This is a genomic window from Paenibacillus sp. GSMTC-2017, from assembly GCF_016019935.1.
GTDB lineage: Bacteria > Bacillota > Bacilli > Paenibacillales > Paenibacillaceae > Pristimantibacillus.
Map to the genome: position 1 here is coordinate 560,772 of NZ_JAECMT010000004.1, position 20,659 is coordinate 581,430.

15 protein-coding genes are annotated in these 20,659 nt (G+C 41.4%); 12 read left to right on the forward strand and 3 right to left on the reverse strand.

The features are described from left to right. Positions 1–100: 100 nt before the first annotated feature. Positions 101–2,743 carry a putative bifunctional diguanylate cyclase/phosphodiesterase gene (locus tag I6N90_RS25300; RefSeq protein ID WP_197937098.1) on the reverse strand — a complete coding sequence of 881 codons (2,643 nt, stop codon included), beginning with the start codon at positions 2,741–2,743 and terminating at the stop codon, positions 101–103. A 251-nt stretch (positions 2,744–2,994) separates the two neighbouring features. On the opposite strand from I6N90_RS25300, the gene I6N90_RS18570 reads away from it, so the two are divergent. The 5 genes from I6N90_RS18570 (at position 2,995) to bcp (ending at position 10,155) form a co-directional block, all read left to right on the forward strand. Then, the gene (locus I6N90_RS18570; protein WP_197937099.1) at positions 2,995–3,441 is read left to right on the forward strand and encodes a MarR family winged helix-turn-helix transcriptional regulator; all 447 of its coding nucleotides are present in this window, start codon (positions 2,995–2,997) and stop codon (positions 3,439–3,441) included. 43 nt (positions 3,442–3,484) lie between these two features. Then, a complete protein-coding gene (locus I6N90_RS18575; RefSeq protein ID WP_197937100.1) occupies positions 3,485–6,661 on the forward strand; it encodes an MMPL family transporter in 3,177 nt (1,058 codons plus the stop codon). A gap of 226 nt (positions 6,662–6,887) precedes the next feature. Beyond that, entirely contained in the window at positions 6,888–8,468 is a 1,581-nt protein-coding gene (locus I6N90_RS18580; RefSeq protein WP_197937101.1) for a sensor domain-containing diguanylate cyclase, read from the forward strand. A gap of 97 nt (positions 8,469–8,565) precedes the next feature. Then, positions 8,566–9,630: an asparaginase gene (locus tag I6N90_RS18585; RefSeq protein WP_197937102.1), complete on the forward strand. Its 1,065-nt coding sequence runs from the start codon at positions 8,566–8,568 to the stop codon at positions 9,628–9,630. A gap of 60 nt (positions 9,631–9,690) precedes the next feature. Beyond that, positions 9,691–10,155, forward strand: a complete 465-nt coding sequence (gene bcp / locus I6N90_RS18590) for a thioredoxin-dependent thiol peroxidase (RefSeq protein WP_197937103.1) — start codon at positions 9,691–9,693, stop codon at positions 10,153–10,155. A 104-nt stretch (positions 10,156–10,259) separates the two neighbouring features. On the opposite strand, the gene I6N90_RS18595 is transcribed toward bcp, so the two are convergent. Beyond that, entirely contained in the window at positions 10,260–12,065 is a 1,806-nt protein-coding gene (locus I6N90_RS18595) for an LTA synthase family protein (protein WP_197937104.1), read from the reverse strand. Between the two features lie 298 nt (positions 12,066–12,363). Here I6N90_RS18595 and I6N90_RS18600 point away from each other — a divergent pair, with 298 nt between their 5' ends. Then, the gene (locus tag I6N90_RS18600; RefSeq protein WP_232243098.1) at positions 12,364–13,314 is read left to right on the forward strand and encodes a M15 family metallopeptidase; all 951 of its coding nucleotides are present in this window, start codon (positions 12,364–12,366) and stop codon (positions 13,312–13,314) included. Between the two features lie 171 nt (positions 13,315–13,485). Here the strand turns inward: I6N90_RS18600 and I6N90_RS18605 are convergent, their stop codons facing one another. Beyond that, positions 13,486–13,641 (reverse strand): DUF1540 domain-containing protein, encoded by a 156-nt coding sequence (locus tag I6N90_RS18605; protein ID WP_197937105.1) that lies wholly within the window; start codon positions 13,639–13,641, stop codon positions 13,486–13,488. A gap of 101 nt (positions 13,642–13,742) precedes the next feature. Here I6N90_RS18605 and cls point away from each other — a divergent pair, with 101 nt between their 5' ends. From cls to I6N90_RS18635, 6 genes are all read left to right on the forward strand, one after another. Next, on the forward strand, positions 13,743–15,191 hold the full coding sequence (gene cls, locus I6N90_RS18610; RefSeq protein ID WP_197937106.1) for a cardiolipin synthase: 1,449 nt from the start codon (positions 13,743–13,745) through the stop codon (positions 15,189–15,191). Between the two features lie 481 nt (positions 15,192–15,672). Next, a complete protein-coding gene (locus I6N90_RS18615; RefSeq protein WP_197937107.1) occupies positions 15,673–16,068 on the forward strand; it encodes a Fur family transcriptional regulator in 396 nt (131 codons plus the stop codon). Continuing rightward, positions 16,044–16,802 (forward strand): response regulator transcription factor, encoded by a 759-nt coding sequence (locus I6N90_RS18620; protein WP_197937108.1) that lies wholly within the window; start codon positions 16,044–16,046, stop codon positions 16,800–16,802. Before I6N90_RS18615 ends, I6N90_RS18620 begins: the two co-directional genes overlap by 25 nt. Before the next feature lie 141 nt (positions 16,803–16,943). Beyond that, complete coding sequence (locus I6N90_RS18625; RefSeq protein ID WP_197937109.1) at positions 16,944–18,398, forward strand: catalase; 1,455 nt, start codon at positions 16,944–16,946, stop codon at positions 18,396–18,398. A gap of 235 nt (positions 18,399–18,633) precedes the next feature. After that, positions 18,634–19,116, forward strand: coding sequence for a CcdC family protein (locus I6N90_RS18630; protein ID WP_232243099.1), 483 nt, complete (start codon positions 18,634–18,636; stop codon positions 19,114–19,116). An 86-nt stretch (positions 19,117–19,202) separates the two neighbouring features. After that, positions 19,203–20,531, forward strand: a complete 1,329-nt coding sequence (locus tag I6N90_RS18635; protein WP_197937110.1) for a sodium-dependent transporter — start codon at positions 19,203–19,205, stop codon at positions 20,529–20,531. Positions 20,532–20,659: the final 128 nt, after the last annotated feature.

Consider the following 20,659-nt stretch of genomic DNA (forward strand, 5'->3'; position numbering starts at 1 on the left):
TTAACAGTAGCACTCAAGTATTAGAAATGTTTTGGTGCTAATGTTAGGAAAGTATGAAAAAACCTCCCTTCCATAGTGGTGGAGGGAGGCTCGGGAATTATTAAGTTATTATTAATAAGGTTTCTAATTGTTCCGGTGGCAGTGGACGGCTAAACAGATAACCTTGCAATTCATCACATTTCAGATCTTTACAAAATTGCGATTCATCGGCGGTTTCTACACCTTCAGCAACTACTCTCATATTCATACTATGTACAAGCTCAATAATCGCCCTGACGATGGACGACTTTTTGTCGTCGTGGGTAATACCTTGAATGAACGATCGATCGAGCTTCACATCGGTAATTGGTAAACGTTGTAATTGGTTAAGTGAAGAATAGCCTGTACCGAAATCATCGATGGAGATTTGAATGCCGAGATTTCGTAAGTATAAAATAGTCTCGATCACTTGATCAATGTTGCGCATGAAGACACCTTCTGTAATCTCTAAACTAACAAATTGAGGTTCCAATCCAGTTTGTTGCAGCCCTTTTTCTATCATTTCTTTCAAATTACCTTGATAGAAATGGCGTGCAGAGATGTTGACCGATACACACACTTTTTTTAATCCTGCATCTTGCCAAGCTTTGTTTTGCCGGCATGCCTCATGAAATACCCAACTATCAATGTCTAGAATGAACCCTGATTCCTCTGCCAAAGGAATAAATTTATCTGGTGGTACGAACCCAAACTCAGGATGATTCCATCGAATAAGTGCCTCAATACCGCAGAGTTCGCAAGTAGAGGCATTAATCTTCGGCTGGTAATGAAGGACAAATTGATTGTCCTGCAGTGCATTGTACAAGCCGTTCTCAAGGCGCATCTTTTCTTCAACGACCTGAACTAAATTCGGTTTAAAGAAGCGATGACAGCCATCACCTTCCTCTTTTGCGTTATACATGGCGATATCGGCATTACGGACAATGGTGTCTAGATTATCTCCATCGCGTGGGAAAACACTAATACCTACACTTATTGTCAGAAATAACGGGAATCCATCGATGACAAAAGGTTCATTAAAACAGTCATGAATAGCGAGCGCACATTGCTCAATTTCTTCATTCTTTCCATAACGAGCAACAAATACGAACTCGTCTCCCCCAAGCCGGAAAACGCTAATTTCCTTGGAGGTTAACGTCTGGAAACGTTTCGCTGCTATTTGTAATAATCGATCACCAAAAGAGTGCCCTAACGTATCATTAATTTGCTTAAATCGATTAATATCTGCAAATAGAACAGCAATAGGCATTTGGTCGGGTTTGCGGCCAAGGCTCATCGTAATTAGCTCTTGTACGTGCAAAGTAAATTGTAGTCGATTTGGTAAGCCAGTCAACATATCGTAATAAGCAAGCTGGTGAAGACGTTCCTCAGATTGCAGAAGCAGTTCAGCTTGTGCCTGCAACCGATCATTATTTTTTTTCGATTCATGAAATAGATAAAGTAGGCTGCTAGCCATATGTTTAAAATTGGTGATCAAAGAATGAATTTCGACGATGTTGCTCTTTGGAAGTTCTAGTGTACGATTTTGCCTAACTTTCAGGCTAAGATTTTTTGTTGAAGCAGCGAGTCGCTGCAAACTATGTGCGAACGCGCGGTTAATGAGCATTGCGATACAAGATGCAACAGTAGCAAAAGTAAACATGTATATGAAGTGGATAAAGTATCGATCAAACAAAGATGTATGGTAGTTGCCTAGCGGAATGCTGACGAGAAGCCGTCCTGAACCGTCAATCAGTTCTGAGATATATATAAATTGTTCCTCTCGCCACGTATGAAGATGTAATGGGTTTAAGCTGCTCAGCGAAGTGGAAAGGTACAAATTATCTTTAATCAAGTTGAGAGACTGCATATTGAATGGATTGTTAATGGTGTTTATTAATTCTTTCTGATTGGAGGCAATGACAACATGATTACTATCGATCAGACTAAATGAATAATTATCTGGAGTAGTATATCGATCGATTAAATACTGGATCTGCCTCGTCTGAACCTCATTAAGAGAAGCAGAGTATGGACTACTGATCGCATTCCATTCCTTGGATACTGTCTTAACTGCGGCAGAAGCTGTATCCTCAGCGTACATACTTACTTCATTGAAGGAATTTATACTATTTATAAGCATATTTAGCAGAAAGGATAACATTACGATGCCAAGTGTTAGATGAAGCAACAGCTGATTTACGGAGCTAGGAAGTCGACTGCGGTTAGATAATCCGCTCCATCGTCGAAGTGGCATATATTGATGAATAATTTCAGCGAAAAGAGCGTTAAACAATCCGTTAACTGCAAATATGCAAACAATCAACTTCACATTAATATTTTCTTCAGGAAACTGCTGACTACTGATAATAAAAATGAGTGGCATAGCAATTAATAACCAGAAAAGTGCAGTTGATACGAGAAGTCTTCCGTTATATCTTCGAAGCAATAAACCTACAACAATAATTTCTAATATACCGAGTATAAAGAAAAACGGATGGTCCATCAGTAAAACGCCTGAGGAATAGGCAATTATTGCTGCTGAAACTCCTCCCCAAAAACCAAAGAGCCTAACGATGATTAAAAGAAATAGACTTGTCAGCGAAAAATTTATTCCGTAAATAAAAGTAAATTGACTCCACTCTGCACCAATTGCAAGAAGGGTACATGCAGCGAAAGTAGCAGCAATCATCCAGTTATTTCGTTTTTGTATTAAGATGCTCACGTAAGTCCTCCCGATGCTGTAACTAGCTATTTTGTGTATGGGCTTTCATCATAGGTTATAGAATGGAACAGCGCTATTACTACCAAGTATTCGCTCTTTTTTTCTACACTTCGACAAATTTTTCTAAATCCCTTTTTTCTATGGAAGAATAAGGGGTAGTTGCAAAAGTATAGCGGTATTGATATAGTTCTATTATCGAATAGTTCTACAATAGAACAGTTCTATAATAGAATTATATGGGGGTATACGGCATGAGTTTGGATCAGAGCATGCTCAAACAATTGATTAATAGGTATGAAAGGGCAAACTTCGTTATTGAGCGCAGACTAAACGCGAAGCTTCGTGGTATGATGCCAGGCGAGTTAACAGTAGAGCAATTTAAAACTCTCCGCTTTTTGAAACATAACGGCAGCAGCACATCATCGGAGCTTTCTGAAGTTTTTTGTGTTGGAAAAAGCTCAATTACAGCAATTATCACGAGGCTTTCGGATAAAGGGCTCATTAAGCGCCTTCCAGAAGAGAAGGATCGTAGAGTAACCAACTTGGCTCTAACGGAGCAAGGAAAATGTATCTGTGAGCTCATGGAGGAGCAGGTATTGAATGTAATAGGGAAAGTTATGGAACATTTCGATGAAAAAGAAGCGTGCATATTTATTAAAACTTATGAGAAGCTGGTCGAGAAATTGCTAAAGTCATAAGAATGCAACGAAGAGATTTGTTAATCGGAGAAGGAGTGGAATAATGCGAATCATATTAAAATTCAAATGGCTTGTGTTGGCGCTATGGTTACTTGGATCAGTTGGTTTAATGGTCAGTGCGCCCAATATGGAAGAGCTTGTTCGAACGAAAGGCCAAATTACTGTTCCTGAGGGGTATTCTTCTACAACAGCGAGTGAGCTAGAGAAGGAGATTGGAACTTTTGCAAGTAACAAGAACACTGAAGGGAAAACAGCAGAAGATTCAAAAGATATGTCAACTGTACTTGCCTTCCACCGAGAGGGAGGACTCAGCGATGCTGACCTGCTTGAAGTCAAAGGTGCTATTGATAAGCTGAGCAAGGAAGGCGATTCGTTAGGCATCAGCTCCATTATGACTCATTTTGAAATTCCAGAGCTAAAGGAACAGATGGTTTCGGAAAAAGGGGATACGATTCTTGCGCTTCTATATGTTGAAGCTGGAGAGCGTGAGCTCAAAGTTGTTCAAGAGGACTTATACAAAGCATTAGAAAATGTGTCTGTCGAACATTATTATACGGGTAATTGGATTATTAATGAGGATGTTATTCAAAGTTCGCAAGAAGGGCTTAAGAAGACGGAGTTTATAACGGTAGGATTTATATTAATTATTTTATTTATAGTGTTTCGTTCTGTAGCAGCACCGTTTGTACCTCTGCTAGCGGTTGGTTTTACTTATTTAGTTTCACAATCAATCGTCGCCTTTTTAGTAGAATACGTTGATTTTCCACTATCGAATTTCACTCAAATCTTTTTAGTGGCGGTATTGTTCGGGATAGGAACGGACTATTGTATTCTGCTCATTAGTCGTTATAAAGAAGAACTTGCCCATCGTGGTGATAAAACAGAAGCGATCGTACATACGTATCGTACAGCTGGTAGAACGGTGTTTTTCTCTGGCCTTGCGGTGTTGGTCGGCTTCACATCAATCGGTTTTTCTACATTCGTCCTATATCGTTCAGCAGTAGCGGTGGCGGTAGGTGTTCTAATACTATTGCTCGCATTATATACACTAGTGCCTGTTTTCTTGTCACTACTAGGCAACGCGTTGTTTTGGCCATCTAAAGGTTCGCTTGAGCATAAACCAAGTAAACTATGGGGTGCAGTTGGTAGTTTCTCTCTGAAACGTCCCATATGGGCACTTGTCATTTTAGCAGTAATAATTGTGCCTTTCCTAGCAGCATATAAAGGGACAATATCATTTAACTCGTTAGATGAGCTTAGTGATAAATACGGCTCAGTTAAAGGCTTTAATCAAATTGCTGAAAGCTTCGGACCAGGAGAAACGTTACCTACTAACGTTATTATTAAGTCAGAGAAAGCTCTTGATACACCAGAAGGTCTTGCCTTGCTTGAACAAGCGAGTAGGGAACTTGCGAAAGTTGACGGAGTAAAACAGGTTCGCAGCGCGACTAGGCCAACAGGCGAAGTGCTGGAGGATTTCCTCGTATCGGATCAAGTGCTGACACTGGATGAAGGATTAGGAAAAAGCGGTGAAGGTCTTGGTGAGATAAGCAATGGTCTTGCTGAGGCAAGCGGTGCACTTAACGATAATGCACCGAAACTTGCTGAAGCGGTCGATGGTGCAGATCAATTAGTTGAAGGAACAGAGGAACTTCGTACAGGTATTGTTCAATTAACGAAGGGCATTGTATCGATTCAAAAAGGACTAAACGAAGGCACAATAGGTGCTGAAGAGCTGATTAAAGGACTTACGAAAGCGCAAGAAAGTGCGGAGGTGCTCGCAACTAGCAGCAGCGAACTTCACACTGGATATAAAGGTCTTGAGGGTGGACTCGCTGGATTAACAACAGGTTATGAAGCCATTGCGACTGAACAAGCGAAGTTGGCAGGAGGACTTGCAGGAGTATCGCAAAGTTTGGCTGGACTTGCAGAAACGTATCCAGAACTTAAAGCTGACAAGGTGTTTCAAGAAGCGGTTGGAACGATGAGTGGCCTTGAGCAAGGGGCAGCAGCGCTCGGTACACAATTAGCTGAACTGAATAAACAATTGGCTGGTGTGTCATCAGGTATGGTGCAAGCAAACACAGGTTTTGCAAAAGCATCAGCGGGACAATTCGCATTAGCTGAAGGTCTTAAAGAGCTGGCAACAGGGTTAGGCAAGTTGAAAGAGGGTGTATCTCTTGCGGCAGCTGGTCAAGGTGAGATCGCTCGTAAATTACCTAGTGTGACACAAGGGCTCGGTGATTTAGCTCAGGGGCAAGAGGAGTTAAAGAGTGGATTTACTTTGATGAACAAACAACTAAGTGAGCTTACTGGTGGTCTAGATCAGAGCGTGGAAGGCTTAACGCAAGTGACAGATGGTCTCGCTTCGGCAGGTGGATACTTGCAAGGTTTAGCAGATGCCCCGAACAAAGGTATTACAGGCTGGCATATTCCGAAGGAAGCTATTGCAGATGAACAATTCCAATCATCTCTTAATGTGTACATGTCAGAGGATCGTAAAACAGCTAAATTTGATGTTATATTCAGCAGTAATCCTTATTCACAACATACAATGGAAGAGATTGATTCACTTAAAGGTGCGATAGGGCGAGCGCTAAAAGATACAGTGTATATGGAATCGGAGGTTGCAATCGGAGGCGTGACAAGTATGAACCACGACCTTAATACGATCTCAAAAAATGATTATGGGCGGACTGTCATTCTAATGTTAATTGGCATTTCACTCATTCTAATCGTGTTGTTCCGCTCGATTGTCATTCCAATCTACATTGGTGCGTCACTGTTAGTGACGTTCTATACTTCACTTGCGATTACGGAAGTTATTTTCGTTAACATGTTAGGTTTATCAGGCATTAGCTGGGCAGTGCCGTTCTTTGGTTTTGTATTGCTCATTGCACTTGGCGTAGATTACAGCATCTTTTTGATGGATCGTTTCAAGGAGTATAAAGACCTTGATCCGAAAACAGCTATTTTGGAAGCAATGAAAAATATGGGGACTGTTATTATGTCAGCAGCAGTTATACTCGGAGGAACGTTTGCGGCAATGTTGCCGTCTGGTGTTATGTCACTCCTACAAATTGCAACGGTTGTACTGTGTGGACTGTTCCTGTATGCACTAGTTATGTTGCCACTGTTTATCCCAGTAATGGTAAGAACATTTGGCGAGGCGAATTGGTGGCCGTTTCTCGGTCAAAGGAAACAAGATAAATCGATGTAATTAGATGAGCTAGTGATGGAAGCTGGTAGTATGCCAATTGGCATGCTGCCAGCTCTTTTTTTCTTAGTTAATATGAAGCAGGCAGGTTATCGTTCCTTTGAACTAGAATGTAATGAATAATAAACGATATATATTAAGATTTTGTAAAAGATAGCATAGAATATCATAGGTCATATCCGTATAATGGAATAAGCTGTCTCTTATTGAAAGTAAACGGAGGGCGTCAATGAGATTAAAACTAGAAGCCAATCGTAAAATAAAGCTCTCTACTTTACTTACAGGCTTGGTAGCAACGTCTGTACTTTGTACTGCACTTATACTTCTTCTGACATCCTACACCGCAGAGAAACAATCTCTTCTTAATACAACGCTCACACTCAACTATTCAAAAGCGTCCAAAATGAGCCTCACTGTAGATTCACTCTTTAAATCGATGCGTGCAAGCTTGCGTTCAACCGCTCAGTTTTTAGAGGACAATGTCTCTACTGACTACTCAGAAGTACAAAGTCATCTTGAAATAGTCAACGATATGAATCGTTATTTCAACTCTATTCTATGGATTGATGAGAGCGGAGTCATTCGTAATATCGCGCCTGATAGCATAGGGATTCAAGGACAAACATTTACCGAAAAAATATTGAAAGAAGATATGGAAGCAAAAAAATCGTTTGTTTCTTCCCCATACATTGGGCCAACAGGGCGACTTATTATCGTCATTGGAGAACCTTACTTTACAAAAGATGGCGCGTTTCGTGGTTATATCGTAGGTACGATCTATTTGCGCGAAGAAAATATTTTAAACGAAATTATAGGTGCACATGGCACGGATGAACTTAATTCCTATTACTTTGTTGTTGATCGTGAAGGGCATCTGATCTATCATCCTGACAAAGCTAGGTTAGGTGAAGATGTAACACCTAATCCATTCGTCAGAAAGTTAATTAGTGGACAAAGTGGGAAAGGAATAGTTATAAATACAAGAGGCAAAGAGTTTGCTGCCGCCTATAGTTACATCACAGAACCTGGATGGGGAATTATACAGCAAACGCCAACTAGCTCGATAAAAGAACGATTGAAAGATAGTGTACAGAAGCAGATTGTATATATGCTCCCTCCTTTTCTTTTGCTACTATTGTTATCCATGTGGTTAGCTCAGCTTTTGGTGCGTCCGTTCGTTTCTTTAGCAAATATTGTGAACGACTTTTCTGAAGGCAAAACGATTTCTTTACCGTCGCTTAAATCACATTGGAATAGAGAAGCAGACTTTTTGAATCAGACAGTAACACTTGCTATACAGACGATTCAAATGAATAATAATAAGCTTGCTCATCGTGCGGTAACAGATCCGCTAACGGGACTCTCTAATCGCAGAGCATTAACTGAGCTGATGGAGGATATGGCCGTAGAAGGTAAGCCGTATTCACTTATCGTTATTGATATTGATAAGTTTAAAGGGATTAATGACACTTACGGCCATCAAGCAGGCGATGAGGTGCTTAAGCATTTAGCAGGAGCAATTTCAAATTCTGTAAGAGATGGGGACAGCTGCTTCCGCTATGGTGGAGAGGAGTTTGTTATTTTATTACCTAATACATATGAAGAAGATGCTTTTAAGATGGCGGAGATATTAAGAGAGTCGACGGAAAATACGATTAGTCCTGTAGGTCAGGCTATTACAATTTCACTTGGTATTGCGGTCTACCCAACACATTCAAAGTCTCCTGACGAATTGTTCCGTATGGCAGACAAGGCGCTATATCAATCGAAAAATGACGGACGTAATCGAACTACAATTGCAAAGTCATAAATAAAAAAGGAGCCTGCGACGGCTTCTTTTTTGCTCAAATCGAATACTATCGTATAATAAGAAACAGCAGATGTGATTACTGGGAAGGGGGCTGCACATGAAGCAGCTTTTAATTATTTTTACAGGTGGAACGATTGGTAGTAAAGCAAAGGGGTTAGAGATAAATGTAAGTGAAGCGGGCTCCTACACGTTATTAGAGGAATATCAGAAACAGTCGTTTAGTCGCAATGATGTTTCTTTTGATACGTTACAACCGCTGAATCTGCTGAGTGAAAATATAACGCCGAATGATTGGATTCAATTAGCAACAGCTATTCGTCAAGTAGACTATGCTGCTTATGACGGTATTATCGTCACACATGGCTCTGATACGCTTGCTTATACTGCTGCAATGATGGGATATTTGTTCAATGACATACCACTTCCAATGGTACTTACAGCAAGTAATTATCCGATAGCAGACGAGCGTAGCAACGGGATACGCAATTTGTCCAGCTCTATTGACTTTGTAATGGACGGAGGCCCGTCCGGTGTATTTGTTGTATATGAGAATGACAAGGGACAATCACTTGTTTACTTGGGCACACGAATTATGCAAAATGAGTCATTCACCGATCAATTCAGAAGCCCTTACGAATTGACTTACGGTACGATGACAAGCGAAAGATCGTTCCACTGGCAGGCGGATCGCAGAAATCCCACGCCAGAATCAATGGGGACTAGAGTAAGTACGCTGAATTGGGAGCCAGCAGCCTTGGGGCTTGAAGATTCAGTTCTATACATAAAACCATATCCAGGACTCAACTATTCGTTATATGAATTCGGAGGCAAGAAACCTAGAGCAGTACTACATGATCTTCATCACTCAGGTACAGCATGTGCACTTGCGTCAGGAAAATATTCACTCCTATCGTTCATCGAAAGATGTAAGGAGAATGGGATAGATGTATACTTATGTCCGATCAAAGATGCATCAGATGCGCTATATGAATCTTCGCACCGATTAATTGAGGCAGGAGCTAGGTTCATTGAAAATATGTCGATTGAAGCAGCCTTGACTAAGCTGATGATTGCGTATGGTCTCTATGCAGATGGAGGGCAAGCGGATACCTTTGTACGAAATGAATCTATTTATTTCGAAAAGGTTGAATTGCAATCATGATTAAAGAACAGTAATAATGAATTAAAAAATAGCTTTGCTACGATAAAAGGAGGAAATAAGATGAGTCATGTTCAAGTAGGAGAAAAGGTAGCTAATTTTAAGCTTCTTGCTTCAAGTGGAGAGGAAGTTAATTTTGAGGATTACAAGGGTAAAAAGCTGGTTATTTATTTCTACCCAAGAGATATGACACCAGGATGTACAGCGGAGTCATGTGATTTCCGCGACTTTAATGGACAATTTGCGGAGAATGGTACAGAGGTAGTTGGTATCAGCCCAGATGATCTTGCTTCCCATGGACAATTTATTTCGGAATACAACTTGCCGTTTCTCTTACTGTCAGACACGGAACATACAGTATCCGAGCAGTTCGGCGTATGGAAGGAACTTAGTTGGGGTGGGAAAACATTCCTTGGCGTAGAACGTTCAACTTTTCTTATTGATGAAGAGGGAGTACTTGTCCGTGAATGGCGCAGTGTAAGTGTCGAAGGTCATGTAGATGAAGTGCTTGCAGCAGTAAAAAGTTAATATCGTCGTTAATGACGGGTTAGTTAAAATATAAGGGTCTTCGCTCCAATAGCTCGCAATATGCGGAAGCTATCGGAATGAAGACCCTTTTTTAATTTAGATTATTATTCCGTTTTCCAGTTCGGTAATGAATTAACGTAGCTATCAGAGAGCTTTAGTAGTTCGAGTGCACGTTCAAATTCATCTTCAGTCGTTTCTTGCTTCGTATTTCCGTCACCTGAAAGGGAGAAGTGTTTGCCATCTTCGAAGCCACTTCCAGAAAGAAATAGTTCCTGACTGCTTAAAAATGATCCGCTAGGTAAATAATAACGTTGAGGCAATATATTATAAGTGTTCTGATTGTAAAGGTCTTGGCCAAAATGCAGTTGCTTATCGATAGATACACCAAGCAAATTCGAAATCGTAGGCAGTAAGTCTACTTGACCTCCAAGTTGCTCATATACAGCTGGTTCAGAATCACTACCCGGATTTATGACAACAAGTGGAATGTTAATCATATCCGTGTATTTATATTCTCTGCCGTATATTTCCGCCATCAAATCTTTTTCGTTGCCGTCTAGTGAATAGATTGGCAGTCCAAGATGGTCACCGTACAAAACAACTAAGCTGTTTTCCCAAATACCACGCTGTTTCAAGTCTTCTATAAATTCACCTAGAGCATGGTCTGCGTAGTTTTGTGCGACAAGATAGTCGCCTACGAGCGTATTTTCAAAGCGCTCAGGAATGTTAATAAGTTGCTTTTCTGCAGGAAGCGTATAAGGATGATGAGCAGTCATTGCGATGACATGGGCATAGAATGGATTATCCTTCTCTGCCATAGTGCCTAACTCAGCCGCTGTTTTTTTGTATAACATCGTATCAGAGGCTCCGAAAAATACAGTATCCTCTTCACCGAAAAACTTTGCATCATAGAAACGATCAAAGCCTATAGCTTTGTAAAGCTCGCCGCGATTCCAAAACTCTACCACATTGGTATGAAACGTAGCTGAGTCATAGCCTTCTTGCTTCAAAAGTTTCGGCAAGCTCGGCAATTCCTTGCCAGCATACATCTGTGTAGCTGCACCCCGAGGTGGGATATATAGTGACGTATTGACGACGAATTCGGCGTCAGATGTGTTGCCTTGACCTACTTGCTGATAGAAATGATTAAAGTAGCTGTTTTCTTTCACTAGTTTGTTGAAGACAGGTGTAATTTCTGTTCCCTCGACTTGCAAGTTTACTAGGAAGTTTTGCATGGACTCCATTTGAATGATAATAAGATTTTTACCCTTAGCCGTTCCATTTAGAAGGGGCTTATGAATAGTTTTGACACCCTTAACGGTTTCAATCTTCTCTTGTGTAATCTCGTTAGAATCAATATATTCGACATCTTTATTGGAAAAGATCGTATACGCCTCATAATTTAATATGCCCATTTGCTCTGCTTTTACGATTTCATTCATACTCGCGCGATTCGGCATTATATTAAAAAGGCAGATTGCGAGTGAGCAAGTAAGGAGAGCGAGAACAACCCGTCTATTTTCTTTGCGATTGAACTTCTGCTTCCATTCCTGTGATTTCTTGCGACGGAACAACAAGATTGCTAGAATGACAACATCAATATAAATGAATAGGAAATACGGGTCCATGAGCGAAAATACACTATTTTTTACGGCAGTAACCTGATTGACTTGCGCTAGCGCGAAATAGGTGACGATTACTCCGTAATACTTGTAATACATTATGACTGCAAATAGAATAGAGGTTAGCGTTAGGTTTGCTATTAAATAATAAAGAAGTTTTCTCTTACTTGCGAACCATTCGATCAAGCAATAGACAATAAGGACGAATGGAATTTCCTTCAGCATAGTAGTCCATGAGGGACCACCTTCGAAAATAACTGTCCATGCCAAGTAACTTTTGATCAACATGATGAAGGAAAAAAGTAAGATGGGACGAGTGCTCACTAGCAATTTAGATTTTAGGAATGACACAATGACCCTACCTTTCACAGCAAAAACAGGCCTTCTCTTAGAGCAAGCCAGTTGCTTTCTAATAGTATAAATATTTACTGTAATTGCTTTATTATTATGCTCCTTTTTACAGTCAATTGTCAAAAGGCAATTAGGTCCTTAACAAATTTGTCAATTTCCACCTGTTGAAGGGTGCGTAGAAATGGACTTCACTAACGTTATATATTATGTAGTGCATTCGATAGGGGGAACTGATTTGAGAAAACGAAATTTAATGATGTTTGCAGTGGCTGTAGGCTTAACAACCGTAATTGGATATCAAGCTTTTCAAGAGGATGGCTGGTTTACACAATCTCCTAAACTTGCGGAACCACCTAAGGTCACAGAAGGTGTGAACAATGGAGCTAATCAGCAAGAAGGGAAAGTAGAGGGCGAAGTTCCAGATAAGTCTGGCGAAACTGAGACCAACAAAGGAAACGAAACAACAACAGGCGGCGATCAAACAGAAAAGAATGAAGGTAAAGAAACGTCAAAGCCGGACAAGCCCAGTGATAAGGGTTCATCAAATAGTGGCGATTCAGCAGGCATATCAAAAGGGGAAGATGGTGTAGTGGGCGTCGTAGCTGAGCCGGAAAATGTTACGGCACTTGTGAATCCATTCAATAAGTTGCCAGATGACTATACACCTGCTGATCTTGTGTATCCGGACGTTCGTTTTATTTTCTCTGAGAAAATAGAGAAGCGGATGATGCGCAAGGAGGCTGCAGAAGCGCTTGAGAAGCTCTTTAGCGGCTCAGAAGAAGATGGCATCTATTTGGCTGGAGTATCGGCGTATCGTTCTCATGCAACGCAGGTAAAGCTATTTGATCGATATGTGAAGCGAGATGGTTATGAGAAGGCTAGAACGTACAGTGCGCTGCCAGGAACGAGTGAGCATGAAACGGGACTAGCTGTTGATGTTACAAGCAGTGACGGCAAGTGTGCGGCAGCAGATTGTTTTGGTGATACGAAGGAATCAGACTGGCTTAAGAAAAATGCTGCTAACTATGGTTTCATTATCCGTTATCCAGAAGGTAAAGATAAAATTACAGGATATCAATACGAGCCATGGCATTTAAGATATGTCGGTACAGATATAGCTGCAGAACTTGCTGCTAGTGGAGAAACATTGGAAGAATATTATGATGCCGTTCCAGTAAACAAATAATGTTGCTTGCTAACTTTAGTATGGAATAGCAATACGTAGTATGGGATGACTGTAATAGTAGCAAAATAGTTAAACTATAGCAGTGGCGCTTGACGAAGCTTTCGATCGTGATCGTTTGACGATAGTCAGTAGTTCGCATAAGCGCCACATGCTTAGCATAAGGTGTTGCCTTTATATCTTTGATTCAAACGTTTTGCAATCTGTTTCCTCGGACTGACTTGCTTGTTTGCCGCGATTGCTCACGACATAAATTGAGGAAGCGCCGCAATGATTGCCTGTAGCCCAAAACTTGCATGAACTGACTTCACATAGTACGTCCTTTGCCATTCTTGATCACCTCCTTACACATAGGATGGACAATCGAGAGGCACTTTTATACTCGAACTTTAGTAACGATTGTTTCCTGTCGCGGAGGTGCAGAGAGCTAGATGTCTATGCTGCAAAATATATCTTTGGTCATAATGCTGTTAAATATTTTTCTTGCTATAACTGTTATTTTTTTAGAACGACGTAATGCAAGCTCAACATGGGCATGGCTCATGATCCTTTTCTTTATTCCTGTCGTTGGATTTATTTTGTATCTTATATTGGGACAGAAAGTTAGAAGAAGACAACTGAATAAGTTGCTCGGAGATAATCAGCGTATTATTGAAGAAACACTAGACAAGCAGAAGCAACAGGTGATCGAAAAGAAGCTTTTGCCCCCTAATAGTGAGCAGGCTCATTATCAGGACATGATCTATATGAACCTGACTACTGGATACGCACTGTATACAAACAATAATACGGTTGATATATACACAGATGGGCATCAAAAGTTCGATACATTAATAAGAGACATCGAGGCTGCAAAACATCATGTCCATTTGGTCTATTATATTGTGCGTGATGATGTTCTCGGTCGTAGATTAGTTAAAGCGCTAGCCGCTAAGGCAGCTGAAGGTGTAGAAGTGCGTTTCTTATATGACCATATCGGGAGTTCCAAACTGCCAAGTCGTTATTTCCGTGAACTTCGTGAGGCTGGAGGGATGGAGGCGGCCTTTTTCCCTTCACGAATTCCGTATGTTAATTTGAAGATCAATTATCGAAATCATCGTAAACTCGTTATCATTGACGGTAATGTTGGCTATATTGGCGGCTTTAATATCGGTGATGAATACTTGGGCTTGGACAAAAACTTTGGGGAATGGCGTGATACGCATCTCAAAGTAAAGGGAAGCGCAGTTTTGCAGATGCAAGCACAGTTTCTGATGGATTGGAACTTAGCATCGAGTGGCAGATTAGACCTCAATTCAACCTATTTCCCAGAGATGGTTGTAGATGAGGGGAACATCGGTATGCAGTTAGTTGCAAGTGGGCCTGATACGGAATATCAAGAAATCAAAAACGCTTATATCAAAATGATCTATTCGGCAAAAGAAACGATTTGTTTGCAAACACCATACTTCGTTCCTGACGAAAGTTTAATGACCGCCCTTCGGATAGCTGCATTATCGGGAGTAAATGTACGTATTATGCTGCCGAGCAAGCCGGATCACTTCTTCGTCTATTGGGCGACACATTCTTATTTGGGCGAGATGCTGACTAGCGGGGTTCAGATATTCCTATATGAACGAGGGTTTCTTCATGCTAAGACATTAGTAGTCGACAGCAAGATTGCTACAGTAGGTACGACAAATATAGACATTAGAAGTTTTAAGCTTAATTTTGAGATGAATGCTTTTATTTATGATACGGAGACTGCTACGCGGCTAATGACTATTTTTGAGCATGATGTTACTCATTCCCGTCAGCTTTCGATGGAGGATTACGAAAATCGTCCGATGTTCAATCGATTCAAAGAGTCGATTTCTAGATTGTTAAGTCCAATTCTATGATGACAACGTTAAAAGGGATCCCGCTTATCTAAGATAACCGGAATCCCTTTATGTTTCTGATGGACAACTATTCAATTTATTCAAACTCTCCATTCCACAGTTTACAGTGCTTACTTATAATCATGTTATCCTTTCGGTTGAAATCCTTTCCAATTATAGTCCTTGCATTTAAGTATATTCTACTAATTCCCACATGCCCTAACTTGTAAGGTACTCCTTCCTAAAGTAATGGGACATGCTTCGCGTTTACTACTGCAATGGTCTATCCCCTCTCTGTTAAGGTAATCCCAGTATACATTATTATTTTAATATTGTAAATATTCAGATAATTACAAAAGACACTGCAATTGTCATCGACGCAAGGAGTTTATTAAGAAGTGTCGGGGTAGTGCAGAATGTGACAAATGAGAGTCGTTGACGCTTTCTTTATTTATATTTATACTTAGTCTAAAATCACAACATAAGGCGGCATGAAGAAGTCATGAGTAAAATAAACTTAACTATACAGAGAAAAGCGATCTTCGAAGTTGTAAAGGAAGCCTATGATCATCCAACAGCAGCCGATGTCATCGATAGACTTCGGGGACGGGGCTTTAACTTCGCATATGGCACCGTATATAATTCACTTCGTTATTTAAGAGATGCAGGGTTGATTCGTGAGCTGAAGCTAGGGGAGGCGATTAGTCGCTACGATGCTAGAACAGATGAACATCAGCATATCGTCTGCACAGTGTGCGGTAGGGTAGATGAGGTGCTAATCGAGGTGCCAACGGATTGGATTGCTGCCGTAGCGAAGGAAACGAACTACCGAATTGAACATGCACAAGTTGTACTGGAAGGGGTGTGTGAGACTTGTACGAACAAGACCCAATCATAAGCGAAGGGGTTATTTGCTCCTTAACGAAGCGGGTCATGATCATTAGCCCTTTGCCAGATCGTGTTCGCAGCTTGCTCGTCATGTTATCGGCTGAATGTTTTGATGTGTTTTCCCTACATGATTTCAACAAAAGTATGTTGCCTGCTTTACAGCCAGAACTACTTGTATACGATGCTCTTCCTATTGCGCAACCAACTGGCGGTCATACATTAAGAGGTGGTACTGAACTGCTTCGAGCTGCAGCAGAACACCAAGTTCCAGTACTTGTACTAATGGATAAGCAAACGTATGACGAACGTGGGGATGCTGATGTATCAGGAGCGGAGCTACTCGTATGGCCAGCTAAGCCGGAGGAAGCGTTAGAGCGCATTAATGCGATGCTTGCCAATAGTACGGCTCTACCTGGATCAATTGGTGCCGAGGATGAGCTTACTTTTAAAGACATAACGATCGACCTGCGTAAGATGAAAGTGATGCAAGGTGCAACACGTATAGATTTGACGAAGACGGAATACGATCTGCTTATGCACTTTATGAACTCTGATGGTTCTGTTCTATCACGGGAAACATTGCTGGATGCAGTGTGGGGACTCCAATTCTACGGTAGCAGCAACGTTGTTGATGTTCATATTAAGAGTCTTCGTAAAAAGCTGAGGGATAGCGCAGTTTCACCCAAATATATTGTTACCGTCCGAGGAGCAGGTTATCGGCTTGCGGATGAACCTATTCATTAATTTAGCACGCATGCGTCTCTCACGTTCATCTAATGTTCATCTACCTTTCATCATGTGTTCATGACTAATGGACAGTATGAAGATACAATTAGTATAAAGATTTAGATCAAGTCTAAATATATAACTAATGAGGTGCTAATAATGGACAATCGTTTGACGACAAATCAAGGTGCTCCGGTAGGCAACAATCAAAGCTCACGTACGGCAGGACAACGTGGACCGACGTTATTGGAAGATTATCATTTACTTGAGAAGATCGCCCACTTTGACCGTGAGCGTATTCCTGAGCGTGTTGTTCATGCTAGAGGAGCGGGAGCGCACGGTGTTTTCCGTACTGAACATAATATGTCAGAGCATACGAAGGCTCTGTTTTTACAAGATCCAGGTACGGAGACGCCAGTGTTTGTAAGGTTCTCTACTGTTATTCATGGTACAGGATCACCTGAGACGGCGCGTGATCCACGTGGTTTTGCGGTGAAGTTCTATACGCAGGAAGGTAACTATGATCTAGTCGGTAATCATTTGCCTGTATTTTTCATTCGTGATGCGATGAAGTTCCCTGACATGGTACATTCACTTAAACCTGCGCCACATACGAACCTTCAAACTCCGGCTCGTTATTGGGACTTTATGACGCTTACACCTGAATCAACACATATGCTTACATGGCTCTTTTCCGATGATGGAACGCCTGCGACTTATCGCGAGATGGATGGGTTTGGCGTTCATGCATTCAAGTGGATTAACGATGCAGGTAAGCAGACTTATGTTAAATATACTTGGAAGTCGCTTCAGGGCGTACGCAACTTTACAGCACAAGAAGCTTCAGAGATGCAAGCGAAAGACTTTAATCATGCTACTCGCGATTTGTATGAGGCAATTGAGCTTGGCAACTTCCCGCAATGGGAACTGCATGTTCAATTAATGCCGCCGGAACATATGGACCGTTATGCATTCGATCCGCTAGATCCAACGAAAGTATGGCCGGAAGATATGTACCCATTACACAAGGTTGGGACAATGACACTGGATCGTAATCCAGAGAACTATTTCGCAGAGGTAGAGCAATCGGCCTTTTCACCTAGTGTTGTCGTACCAGGCATTGAACCGTCGGAAGATAAGCTCTTGCAAGGTCGCTTATTCTCCTATCCAGACACGCAGCGCTACCGTCTTGGCGCTAACTACTTGAATATACCGATCAACTGCCCGTACGCCCCTGTTCGCAACAACCAACGTGACGGAGCCATGACGATGAGTGCGAATCCATCTTCTATTAACTTCGAACCGAATAGTGCATCCGACACTCCGAAGGAAGCAGTGGAGTACAATGACTCCTATTCACCGCAATATGGGGGAGCAGGTCGTCAGAAGATCGACAGGACGGATGATTTTACACAAGCGGGGGAGCGTTACCGTTCTTTGCCGGAGGAGCAGCAAGGAAATCTCGTTACGAATTTAGTTAATGAACTGAAGGCGACGAATGATGATATACGATTACGCGCCATCTGCAACTTCTTCCGTGCTGATCGCAAGCTAGGGATGAAACTTTCAGAGGAACTTGGTGTCGATATTCGCGAGTTTATCCCCAAAGGATAAGGGACGCACATGCTATTATTTCTTAATAAACTAATTTAACGAGGAGAGTTCTCTTTTTGTGATTCGTCACAAAGAGGGACTCTTTTGTATTTGCTTGATATTAGTCCCAGCCTAATTGTAAACTAAGGTACATGCAAAATTCCTTGATTTGTCGTAAAATGGACATGCTTTCGTCAATTTTTCGAAGAAGTCATTAAGGAATGTTTCTAAACTATGTTTACGGAGGTTCTTTCCGATGCAGTGGACCAATCCCATGTTACAATTAGGGGCAATTTCAATTTCCGTTTTGATGGGAATATGTCTCATCATTATTCGTATACGTGCTGGCAATCGGCCAACGACATTGAAAAAAATTGTTATACCGCCACTTGGTATGTCTACTGGTTTTATTATGTTTGCACTTCCGATGACTCATATTCCGTGGCTGTGGGGTGTATCCGCGTTTGGGACAGGTCTTCTTCTGTTCGCATTTCCACTTATTGTAACTACTAGACTTGAGAAGGTGGAAGCTGTTATATTTGTACGACGGTCAAAAGCTTTTATCGCAATAATCATTATTATGTTCCTGCTAAGGTGGATGCTGCATGGTGTCGTAGAGCAGCATATGACTATTCCGCAGACAGGGGCTATTTTTTATTTGCTTGCACTAGGAATGATAATTCCATGGAGGATGGCCATGGTAAGTGATTATTTGCGGCTGAAGAAGATGGCTGCATGACAACATGGGTAGACTTCATAGCGATTATTTTATAGAAATGGTCATACTACCCATTAGTGATGATTTCATTGATAGGTGGTTTTTTTATGGGAAAAAACAAAAAGAAAGAACAATTCACTTCCGTAGGATTTATTATGGCTGCAATCGGAAGTGCAGTAGGTCTCGGGAACATGTGGAAGTTTCCGTACATTACAGGTATTTACGGAGGCGCAGCATTTTTTATTTTATTTCTATTTTGTCTGTTGCTCGTGGGATTACCGATTTTGCTTGCAGAAATGTCCGTCGGACGAGCGGGACGTGGTAATCCAGTAGCTTCAATGATGAAATTAGGTGGTAAGAAGTGGGGAGCGCTCGGATTCCTGTCTGTAGCGGGATCATTTCTTATTATGTCTTTTTATGGGGTAGTCGCAGGCTGGACGCTTCATTACGCATTGCTATCTTTTACAGGTGATCTGTTTTCAACTAATGATTTCTCAGGGTTGTACAAGGACTTTATAGGAGGATGGATGCCAATCGGTTGGCAGTTCATTGTCATGCTAATTACAGCGTATGTGCTCATTAAAGGGGTATCCTCTGGTATTGAACGATTCAATAAAATACTTATTCCGGGACTTGTTATCCTGCTCGTATTGCTTGCTATTCAAGCGTTATCGCTTCCGGGTGCAGGGCAAGGAGTTTCGTTTTTCCTAAAACCGGACTTTAGTAAGCTGACAGCAGAATCTGCGCTCGTTGCTCTTGGACAAGCCTTCTTCTCTATGTCGCTTGGTATGGGAACGATGATCACTTACGGAGCATACGTTCAAAAGAGTCAATCATTAGGCGGAGCAACCGTTGCGGTTGGACTTGGTAACGTTCTTTATGCATTGCTCGCAGGTCTGATTATATTCCCTACAATTTTCGTTTACGGAATTGAGCCAAGTGAAGGGCCAGGACTTGTATTTATTGCTTTGCCAGCAGCATTTTCGGCTATGCCGCTAGGAGCAATCTTTGGTGGTTTGTTCTTTGTATTACTTGCATTTGCAGCAATTACTTCAGCCATTTCCGTTCTTGAAGTTTCGGTTGCCTTCGCAATGGATTATTTCGGATGGAAAAGGCCGATGGCTGTTATAATCGTTGCTTCGTTATGTTTCTTGGCTGGAGTACCAGCTGCTCTATCCTTAGGAGGTCAATTAGATTGGCTTGTATTCGGAGGGAAGCCACTATTTGATTGGATGGACTTTTTAGGTACAAACATTCTCTTGCCTTTGAACGGCTTAATCTTAACGATTTTTGTTGGATTCGTATGGAAAGGTGCAGCAGAAGAGTCGGGACTTACTTCGATGTGGTTCCGTATTTGGTTGTTTATGCTTCGTTTTGTAGCGCCTATCCTCGTATTGTTGGTACTACTCTATTCTACAGGTATTATCAAGTTGTAATTGTGCTGCGCAAGATGTAAATGACGGCTGTCTCAAAAGTGGTAAGTACGCTGGACAGAGGGCCCACTTTGAACACAAATAGCGGTACAGGGGATTATCCCTGTACCGCTATTTTTCTATTTTGGAAC

Bases quoted from the DNA above. Each gene is read 5' to 3' on its own strand.
- I6N90_RS18570 (WP_197937099.1), top strand. From the start codon at position 2,995: ATGAGTTTGGATCAGAGCATGCTCAAACAATTGATTAATAGGTATGAA.
- I6N90_RS18575 (WP_197937100.1), top strand. From the start codon at position 3,485: ATGCGAATCATATTAAAATTCAAATGGCTTGTGTTGGCGCTATGGTTA.
- I6N90_RS18580 (WP_197937101.1), top strand. From the start codon at position 6,888: ATGAGATTAAAACTAGAAGCCAATCGTAAAATAAAGCTCTCTACTTTA.
- I6N90_RS18585 (WP_197937102.1), top strand. From the start codon at position 8,566: ATGAAGCAGCTTTTAATTATTTTTACAGGTGGAACGATTGGTAGTAAA.
- bcp (WP_197937103.1), top strand. From the start codon at position 9,691: ATGAGTCATGTTCAAGTAGGAGAAAAGGTAGCTAATTTTAAGCTTCTT.
- I6N90_RS18595 (WP_197937104.1), bottom strand. From the start codon at position 12,065: ATGTTGATCAAAAGTTACTTGGCATGGACAGTTATTTTCGAAGGTGGT.
- I6N90_RS18605 (WP_197937105.1), bottom strand. From the start codon at position 13,641: ATGGCAAAGGACGTACTATGTGAAGTCAGTTCATGCAAGTTTTGGGCT.
- cls (WP_197937106.1), top strand. From the start codon at position 13,743: ATGTCTATGCTGCAAAATATATCTTTGGTCATAATGCTGTTAAATATT.
- I6N90_RS18615 (WP_197937107.1), top strand. From the start codon at position 15,673: ATGAGTAAAATAAACTTAACTATACAGAGAAAAGCGATCTTCGAAGTT.
- I6N90_RS18625 (WP_197937109.1), top strand. From the start codon at position 16,944: ATGGACAATCGTTTGACGACAAATCAAGGTGCTCCGGTAGGCAACAAT.
- I6N90_RS18630 (WP_232243099.1), top strand. From the start codon at position 18,634: ATGCAGTGGACCAATCCCATGTTACAATTAGGGGCAATTTCAATTTCC.
- I6N90_RS18635 (WP_197937110.1), top strand. From the start codon at position 19,203: ATGGGAAAAAACAAAAAGAAAGAACAATTCACTTCCGTAGGATTTATT.